We start from the raw sequence: 8,232 nt of genomic DNA, 5'->3' as shown, positions 1-8,232 counted from the left end.
AGGGCGGCGCCGAGCATGCCGAGGACGAAGACGGCCGGCGGCGGGGACGAGCGCGCGGCGGCCGGGGTGAGGGAGACGGTGCGGGTGGTGCGGTCGAACAGGGCGGTCCCGTAGTGCCGCTCCAGGTTCCGGATGGTGCGGGACAGCGGCGGTTGCGCGATGTGCAGGCGCTCCGCCGCCCGCCCGAAGTGCAGCTCCTCGGCCACGGCCAGGAACGCGTGGGCCTCGCGGACGTCCATGGGGTGCTCCTTCGGTGGGTGCGGGTGGGGCGGTGCCGACGCTCACTCCACGTGCCAGGTCCGTCCCGCGTTCCCGCCTGACCGGTGCAAGGCCGCTGATCTATGCGCTCAGGGTAACAATCGGTGCGGATCGGCTATTGGACGTGACGCGCGGCCGGTGGTCTGCTGGACCGAAGGAACCGCCAGCAGTTCAGGAGGCTCACCATGACCGACACGACCGGACTCGACGGGGACGGCCAGGGACCGCTCGCCGGGGTCGTGGTGGCGGACCTGTCCCGCGTGCTCGCGGGCCCGTACTGCACCATGCTGCTCGCGGACCTGGGCGCCACCGTGATCAAGGTGGAGTCCCCGGCCGGCGACGACACTCGCACCTGGCGCCCGCCCGTGCACGTGGACATGGCCACCTACTTCATGGCCGCGAACCGCAACAAGCACTCGATCGCCCTGGACATGAAGGACCCGGAGCAGCTGGAGACGGTGCACCGGATCGTGGGCGAGGCCGACGTGCTGGTGGAGAACTTCAAGCCCGGCGGCCTGGCGCAGTACGGCCTGGACGCGGAGTCCGTGGCGGAGCGCTGGCCGCACCTGGTGCACGCCTCCATCACCGGCTTCGGCACGGCCGGCGGCGCACACCTGCCCGGCTACGACATGCTCATCCAGGGCGTCTCCGGGTTCATGTCCCTGACCGGCGAGGAGGACGGCCCGCCGCAGAAGGGCGGCGTCGCGATGATGGACGTGATGACCGGCCTGCACTGCGCCCTGGCGATCCTCGCGGCCCTGCGCGAGCGGGACCGCTCCGGCCAGGGTCAACACGTGGAGCTCAACCTCTTCATGACCGCGCTGTCCGGCCTGGTCAACCAGACCTCGGCCTACGTGGCAGGCGGGGCGGTGCCGCGTCGCATGGGCAACGACCATCCCAGCCTCTACCCCTACGGCCCCTTCGCGTGCCGGGACACGGACCTGATCATCTGCGTCGGCAACGACTGCCAGTTCGCCCGCCTGGCCGAGGTGCTCGGCGCCCCGGAGCTGGCCCAGGACGAGCGGTTCGCCACCATGTCCGCCCGCAACGAGCACCGCGATGAGCTGCGCCGCCGCATGGTGGAGCGTCTTGCCGAACGGGACGCACAGGCCTGGCAGGACGACCTCGTGGAGGTCGGGGTGCCGTGCGCCCCCATCCTCGGTGTGGACGAGGGGATCGCGTACGCAGAGAAGCTGGGCCTGGGCCCCGTGGCGGACGCCGGCGGCGCGCGACCGTGCGCCATCCCGTGGACTACTCGCGTACCCCGGCCCGGCATGTGAAGGCCCCGCCGCGGCTGGACGAGGACCGCGAGGCGGTGCTCGCCTGGCTCGAGGGTCGCGGCCACACGCACTGAGGCGGCCGACGCCGCCTCCCCCGTCGGCCTCAGCCCTTCCCGGCCAGCCGGGCCAGGTGCTCCACGGCGTAGGCGTACCCCTGCACGCCGGTCCCGCACAGCACGGCCGCGGCCACCGCAGACACGTAGGAGTGGTGGCGGAACGGCTCGCGGGCGTGGATGTTGCTCAGGTGCACCTCCACCACGGGCAGCTCCACGGAGCTGATGGCGTCGCGGATCGCCACGGAGGTGTGGCTGTAGGCCCCCGGGTTGAGCACGATCCCGGCGTGCCTCCCGCGGGCCTCGTGGATCCAGTCGATGAGCTGGCCCTCGTGGTTGGACTGTCGGCACTCCACGCTCATGCCGAACCGCTCGGCGGTCTGCGCGGCGAGCTGCTCCACGTCCGCCAGTGTGGCGGTGCCGTAGGTCTCCGGCTGGCGCGTGCCGAGCAGGTTCAGGTTGGGGCCGTTCAGGACCAGCAGCGAAGAGGCGCTCATGCGGCCCAGCCTAGTTGTTGACCATCGGGAGTCTCCCTGCGGCACCTCGGCGCGGACCGCGCCTCCCGCGGACGGGTGCACGCCCGCCCGGCCGGCGACCACGTCCCCGCCCTGCCGGCGACCATGCTCGCCCGGCCGGCGACTGGGATGCGGACCCCCGTCACTTGACCGCGGGCAGGTCGTCGGCTCAGGCAGGAAAATAGGGGAACCGCGGGCCGTATGACGCCGCCATGACGCAGAGCATGTCGCAGGGTCGGCTCCGCGGGAGCTCGAGGATGTGACCGATCGTCAGCGGGAGCGCGACGGCCAGCAGACCTGGGAGGAGCGCATTCCGGTGTACGAGGACATCGGTGTCAGCGAGTGGGGGCATCCGAAGGCCTACTCGCCGCAGGTCGTCGACCCCAGTGCCCGGACACGCGCCGAACGGGAATGGCTCATGGAGGGGGTGGAACTGGACCAGAACCAGGCGGGCCTGCTCGATGCATGGGGCCAGTACGTGGCCCTCGGTGCGGCCGGGACCTCTGCGGTCTCCGGTTCTCCGGCATTCGGAGCCCCCGCGTCCACGGCGCCGACCGCGTGCCGCACGGTGCACGTCGACCCCTCGGGGAACGGGCAGATCGTCACCATGCAGGGTGAGCTCACCCCGGAGACCGGTGTGACCGCCACGTTCGTCCCGGGCACCTATACCACCATCGCCAGCGCCAGCCGCTACAACGAGGCCCTCCAGCACATGACCGGCGGTCTGAAGCTGGCGGCCTTCGACCAGGCTCATGGACGCCCCCGGCTGGAGACCGGCTATGTGGCCGAGTCCACGGCGGAGGACCCGGCGCGGGTGGGCGATCGTCCTGTCGGCGGCCACTCCGCGCTCTGGGAGCCCGGCTCCCTGTCCCGCTCCAACATCCAGGCGTTCCTGGACGGGGATCCTGTGGTGCCCGAACTGCCCGCCGAACATCTGGTCGGCATGCGGGGAGGGGGCATCGAGATCGTTGGCCTGGCCCGCCATTCGGACATCTCGACGGCGGACGGCCTCCGGCAGTTCGAGAAGCCCTATGAAGAGGTGATCCCGTGAGTGCTCGGCGCCCTGCCCGGGCGGCGGCAGGCGGTGTCCTGCTGGCCGTCTCCCTCCTGACCTCTGCCTGTGCCCCTACCGAAGGAGAACCCATGGACTCCCCCCAGTCCTCTGCCGGCAACGCCGATGCCGAGCAGGCGTCCCGCGCCGACGGCGAGTACCTCGAGCGCGTGTTCCCGGACATCGCGCGTTCCATGGGGGCCGACTCGGTGACCCGGCTGCGTGAGCTCACCTGCAAGGGCGAGACCGCGTCCGGCCCGACGGCCGCCCGCGAGACGTCCTGGGTGGCCGATGCGGGGGTGGCCGTCCCGGACGAGAGCGTCGCCCGGCAGGTCGCCGAGCATGTGCGTGCGCAGGTGGAGGCGCAGGGCTGGAGGACGTCGGAGGATCCTGCCGAGGTCGGCGATGAGGGGGCCTTCGCCGGCACCCGTCTGCTCAGCGCGGCCCATGAGGACCCAGACCTGGTGTTGACCGTCCTCCTGGACGAGGACGGTCGGGGGACCCTCACGGTCTCCACCGTCGTGCGGGGCACCTGCCGTGAGATGCTGGAGGGCCACAGGATGGTCCACTCGGAGCTCGATCCGCAGTACGGGACCAACCGTGGCGGGGGCTACGAGGACCTCGGGGAGGGCGTCTACACCGGTCGTCCGGCACCCCTGCCGGAGTCCACGCAGACCCCTGCCCCGGTCGGCCCGGACGGTGCGCGGCCCCTGGGTGCGGTCGCCCCCTGAGGCCTCCTCACCGCCGGCACCACGCCGCGCTTCCCGACGACGGCGCCCGCCTCCGTCTCGATGCCGCACCGGACCCTGCGGTGGGGTCTCGCCGCGCGTTCACACCCGCACCAGCGCCTCGTGCACGGCGCGCACGGCCGGGTTCCGCCAGGCCTCGGCGCGGGCGAGCAGCCAGTAGTCCATGGGGTGGGCGAACTCCTCGGCCAGCACGGGCACCAGCCGCCGGTCGCCTTCGGCGAGGTAGTCCGGGAGCAGCCCGATCCCGGCGCCGGCGGCCGTCGCGGTGACGTGCGCGGTGACGGAGGTCGCCGCCACGGAGGCCCGCATCGCCGGCAGCGCCTCCTTGGCCAGGTCGAGGGAGCCGGTGACGAGGTCGGTCTCCACGTAGTACACGAGCCGGTGCGCGCTCAGCTCCTCCAGCCGCGCCGGCGTCCCGTGCCGCCCCAGGTATTCCGGCGCCGCGAACAGCCGGAGCGCGTAGTCCCGCACGTGCGCGGCGGCGGCCCGGGGAGCCCTCGGCCGCCCGATCGTCACCTCGAGGTCCAGTTCGGCCTGCGGCAGCCGGGAGCGCATCGGGGCGGTCCGCAGCTCGAGGCGCAGGTCCGGGTGCTCGGCCACCAGTCGCCCCAGCGCCGGCGCGGCGAAGTGCACGCCGAACCCCTCGGGCACGCCCACGCGCACCACGCCGCGGAGCCGGTCCGGGTCCTCGTCCTCACAGAGCACGTCCAGGGCGGACTGCAGGCGTTCGGCCACGTCCAGGGCCCGGCGGCCCAGGGGAGTCACCTCGAGCCGGCGGCCCGCGCAGCAGCACGCGCCCGCCCAGCGCCTTCTCCAGGGCCTGCACCCGCCGTCCCACGGTCGTGCGGTTCACGCCGAGCTCCTCGGCCGCGGCCTCGATCCGGCCCAGCCGGGTCACCGTGAGCAGGGTGACCAGGTCCTCCATGTGCGCGGCAGCCGTGGCTCTGTCCATGTCGTGAGTGTGCACGGATGCACATCAAGCGTGCAATCTCGCGCCCCTCCGTTGCATTGTCACCACCTCACCCACGCCCTAGTGTGATCTGGAACACGTGAGTCAGCACACCGCACCGCGCCCGACCTGCGGCGCTCGAGGAGGAGAACATGACGCACTTCGCATGGATCGGCCTGGGCAATATGGGCGCCCCGATGGCCGGCAACCTCGTGAAGGCCGGTCACACCGTCACCGGCTTCGACCTGTCCGAGAAGGCCGTGCAGACCGCCGTGGAGCACGGCGTCACCGCCGCCGGCTCCGTCGCCGAGGCCGTCAAGGACGCGGAGGTCATCATCACGATGCTCCCCAAGGGCGAGCACGTCCGCGAGGTCTACACCCAGGACGGCGGCGTCTTCGCTTCCGCCCGTCCGAGCACCCTCCTGATGGACTCCTCCACCGTGGACATCGAGACTTCCCAGTGGTGCCATGACGAGGCACCGAAGCACGGCTTCCGCTTCGTGGATTCCCCGGTCTCCGGCGGCATCTCCGGTGCCGCGGCCGGCACGCTCGCCTTCATGATCGGCGGCGAGGAGAAGGACGTCGCCGAGGCCATGGAGCATGTGGAGCCGATGGCCGGCAAGGTGTTCAACGCCGGCGGCCCCACCGCGGGCATCGCCGCGAAGATCGCGAACAACATGATGCTGTTCATCGCGCAGATGGCCTGCTCGGAGGGCTCGCAGCTGGCCAAGCACCTCGGCCTGGACCCGAAGACCTTCTGGGAGATCGCCTCCGCCTCCTCCGGCCGCTCCTGGCCGCAGCAGACCTGGTACCCGGTGGCCGGGATCATCGACTCCGCCGCCGCGAACAACGACTTCGAGGCCACGTTCCGCGCGGACCTCGCCATCAAGGACGTCTCCCTGGCGCTCGCCGCCGGCGAGAAGGCAGGCCTGCACCTGGAGGCCGCCACGCTCGCCTGCGAACAGCTCAACCGCCTCGCGGACGAGGGCTTGGGGGACAAGGACTGCTCCCTGGTCGCAAAGTACGTCACGCCAGGCCGCACGCAGGAGGAGATCTGAGCCCGGCCGGGCTCCCGTAGCCCCGGGCCCCGTCAGGGGCCATCCCGTTCCGACGACGGACCCGCACCTCCCGTACGGAGGCAGTGGCCGTCGTCGGAAAGCGTCCATCCCCCACCACCACTGAACCTGAGAAGAGGCCGTCCATGCTCATCGGACTTCTCGGCATCATCCTCTCGCTGGTCCTGCTGATCACGCTGGCCTACCGAGGGACATCGATCATCATCGCGGCGCCGCTGTGCGCGCTGCTGGCCATGCTGTTCTCCGGGGCGCCGCTGCTGGCGACGTACACCGAGATCTTCATGCCGGCCCTGGCGAACTTCATCAAGAACTACTTCCCGATCTTCCTCACCGGCGCGATCTTCGGACGGCTGATGGCGATCACCGGCTACGCGGAGGCGATCGCGCAGGCGATCACCCGCTGGCTCGGCCCCAAGCAGGCCATCCTCGCCACGATCATCACCGGCGCGATCCTGACCTACGGCGGCATCTCCGTGTTCGTGGCGGTGTTCGTGATGTTCCCGCTGGCCAAGGAGCTGTTCCGTGCCGCGAACCTGCCGCGCCGCCTGATCCCCGCCGCGATCGGCGTGGGCATCCTGACCTTCACGATGACCGCGATCCCGGGCACCCCGCAGATCCAGAACATCATCCCGGGGCAGTTCTTCGGCACGTCCACGTTCGCCGGGCCGGTGATCGGCGTGATCGGCGGCGTGCTGATGTTCGTTCTGGGTTGGCTGTGGCTGCAGTTCCGCGCCACCCGCCTGGTGGCCGCGGGCGAGTCCTTCTCCGACGTCTCGGACATCGAGCGCAAGGCCGCGGCCCGCGCCTCCTCCGGCGGCGGCGGCCACGGCGACGACTCGCACGGCAGCGCCATGCCGATCACCTCCGAGGCCTCCGAGCGCCTCCTCCCGGCCCCGCGCAACGCCCTGTTGCCGGTGCTGCCGATCCTCGCCGTGTTCGCCGTGAACCTGGCCTGCACCATGTGGATCTTCCCGTCCCTGGACTGGGGCTTCCTCTCCGAGGAGAAGTACGGCGGCATCACCCTGCAGGACCGCACCGCGCTGTGGGCGGTGCTCTGCGCGCTGCTCGCCGCGATCGCCGTGATCCTCGTGATGAACCTGCGCCACCTCAAGGACATCTGGGACGGGTTCATCTTTGGTGCCCAGCGTTCGCTGCTGCCGATCTTCTCCACCGCCTCCGAGGTGGGCTACGGCGCCGTGATCGCGTCCCTCGCGGCCTTCGGCATCATCAAGGGCGGCATCCTCAACCCGGGCATGAACGCCCTGGCGGCCTCCGCGATCTCCACGTCCACCATCGCCGGCATCACCGGCTCGGCCTCGGGCGGCATGACGATCGCCCTGAACGCTTTGGGCGAGGACCTGAAGACCATGGCGGCGGACCAGGGCATCGCCATGGAGGCCATGCACCGTGTGACCGCGATGGCCTCCGGCGGTCTGGACTCGATGCCGCACAACGGCGCGGTCATCACCCTGCTGCTGGTCTGCGGCATGACCCACCGCGAGTCCTACAAGGACGTCGGCATGATCTCCCTGGTCATCCCGGTGGCCGTGACCGCCGTGGTGATCGCCCTGGTGTCCCTCCTCGGCATCGCCTGATCCGCGGCGCTCCGCGCACGGGGCACGACGACGGTCCGGTTCCGTCCTCGTGCCCCGTCGCCGTGTGCGGCGTCCGGCAGGAGCGGGGAGACGGGCGGCCGGAGGCTCCGGCCGAGTCCGCCGGGCGCTGAACCGGGTGCATCTGCCGTCGCCATGCCCCAGGCTTGGAATAGAGCGGGCGGGACACCCTGTTGCCGCCTGTCAGAACGCGCCGGACCGCAGAGCATGAGCGGCGGATGCCGGCGAGACCCCTTCCGAAAGGAACCCCACCCATGGCCACCACCGACCTGACCCTCGAGTCCTTCCAGCAGACCATCGCCGAGAACGACACCGTCCTGGTGGACTTCTGGGCCGAGTGGTGCGGCCCGTGCAAGCAGTTCGGCCCGGTCTTCGAGGCGGCCTCCGAGCAGCACGAGGACGTCGCCTTCGCCAAGGTGGACACCGAGGACCAGCAGCAGCTCGCCGCGATGGCCGGCATCACCTCCATCCCGACCCTCATGGCGTTCCGCGGTGGCGTGCTTGTCTTCTCCCAGCCCGGCGCCCTCCCGGCCCCGGCCCTCGAGGACCTGGTGACGCAGGTCAAGGGCCTGGACATCGAGGAGGTCCGCCGCATGGCCGAGGAGCAGGCCGCCAAGAACGACGCCGCCGCCCAGGGCGGTCAGCCAGAGGGCGGCCAGCCTGCCGGCGGCGGCCGCAGGCCTGAGGC

The 8,232-nt window shown here is 71.3% G+C and carries 10 protein-coding genes; 6 read left to right on the top strand and 4 right to left on the bottom strand.

What is annotated here, in order from left to right; translation table 11 throughout:
- The coding region (locus tag AC2W7A_RS06450; RefSeq protein ID WP_485990632.1) for a LysR family transcriptional regulator at positions 1-239 on the bottom strand (239 nt) is incomplete at its 3' end.
- 204 nt (positions 240-443) lie between these two features.
- On the opposite strand from AC2W7A_RS06450, the gene AC2W7A_RS06445 reads away from it, so the two are divergent.
- Positions 444-1,538: a CaiB/BaiF CoA transferase family protein gene (locus tag AC2W7A_RS06445; RefSeq protein ID WP_485990631.1), complete on the top strand. Its 1,095-nt coding sequence runs from the start codon at positions 444-446 to the stop codon at positions 1,536-1,538.
- Positions 1,539-1,641: 103 nt separating this feature from the next.
- Here the strand turns inward: AC2W7A_RS06445 and aroQ are convergent, their stop codons facing one another.
- Positions 1,642-2,088 (bottom strand): type II 3-dehydroquinate dehydratase, encoded by a 447-nt coding sequence (gene aroQ / locus AC2W7A_RS06440; protein WP_485990630.1) that lies wholly within the window; start codon positions 2,086-2,088, stop codon positions 1,642-1,644.
- A gap of 277 nt (positions 2,089-2,365) precedes the next feature.
- Here aroQ and AC2W7A_RS06435 point away from each other — a divergent pair, with 277 nt between their 5' ends.
- Complete coding sequence (locus AC2W7A_RS06435; RefSeq protein ID WP_485990629.1) at positions 2,366-3,157, top strand: hypothetical protein; 792 nt, start codon at positions 2,366-2,368, stop codon at positions 3,155-3,157.
- Between the two features lie 92 nt (positions 3,158-3,249).
- Entirely contained in the window at positions 3,250-3,888 is a 639-nt protein-coding gene (locus AC2W7A_RS06430) for a hypothetical protein (protein ID WP_485990628.1), read from the top strand.
- A 99-nt stretch (positions 3,889-3,987) separates the two neighbouring features.
- Here AC2W7A_RS06430 and AC2W7A_RS06425 read toward each other — a convergent pair whose 3' ends face one another.
- Both AC2W7A_RS06425 and AC2W7A_RS06420 read right to left on the bottom strand, forming a co-directional pair.
- Positions 3,988-4,671: a LysR substrate-binding domain-containing protein gene (locus tag AC2W7A_RS06425; protein ID WP_485990626.1), complete on the bottom strand. Its 684-nt coding sequence runs from the start codon at positions 4,669-4,671 to the stop codon at positions 3,988-3,990.
- Positions 4,601-4,858, bottom strand: a complete 258-nt coding sequence (locus tag AC2W7A_RS06420; protein WP_485990625.1) for a helix-turn-helix domain-containing protein — start codon at positions 4,856-4,858, stop codon at positions 4,601-4,603. Before AC2W7A_RS06420 ends, AC2W7A_RS06425 begins: the two co-directional genes overlap by 71 nt.
- A 149-nt stretch (positions 4,859-5,007) precedes the next feature.
- Between AC2W7A_RS06420 and mmsB the strand changes: the two genes are divergently transcribed.
- From mmsB to trxA, 3 genes are all read left to right on the top strand, one after another.
- Positions 5,008-5,913 carry a 3-hydroxyisobutyrate dehydrogenase gene (gene mmsB, locus AC2W7A_RS06415; protein WP_485990624.1) on the top strand — a complete coding sequence of 302 codons (906 nt, stop codon included), beginning with the start codon at positions 5,008-5,010 and terminating at the stop codon, positions 5,911-5,913.
- Positions 5,914-6,056: 143 nt separating this feature from the next.
- Positions 6,057-7,526: a GntP family permease gene (locus tag AC2W7A_RS06410; protein ID WP_485990623.1), complete on the top strand. Its 1,470-nt coding sequence runs from the start codon at positions 6,057-6,059 to the stop codon at positions 7,524-7,526.
- 272 nt (positions 7,527-7,798) lie between these two features.
- Positions 7,799-8,232: thioredoxin (trxA, locus tag AC2W7A_RS06405; RefSeq protein ID WP_485990622.1), on the top strand; the 434-nt coding region annotated here is incomplete at its 3' end.

This window comes from Micrococcus sp. LASM2_SD2 (genome assembly GCF_057364565.1).
This window is presented reverse-complemented; position numbering and strand designations above follow the sequence as displayed.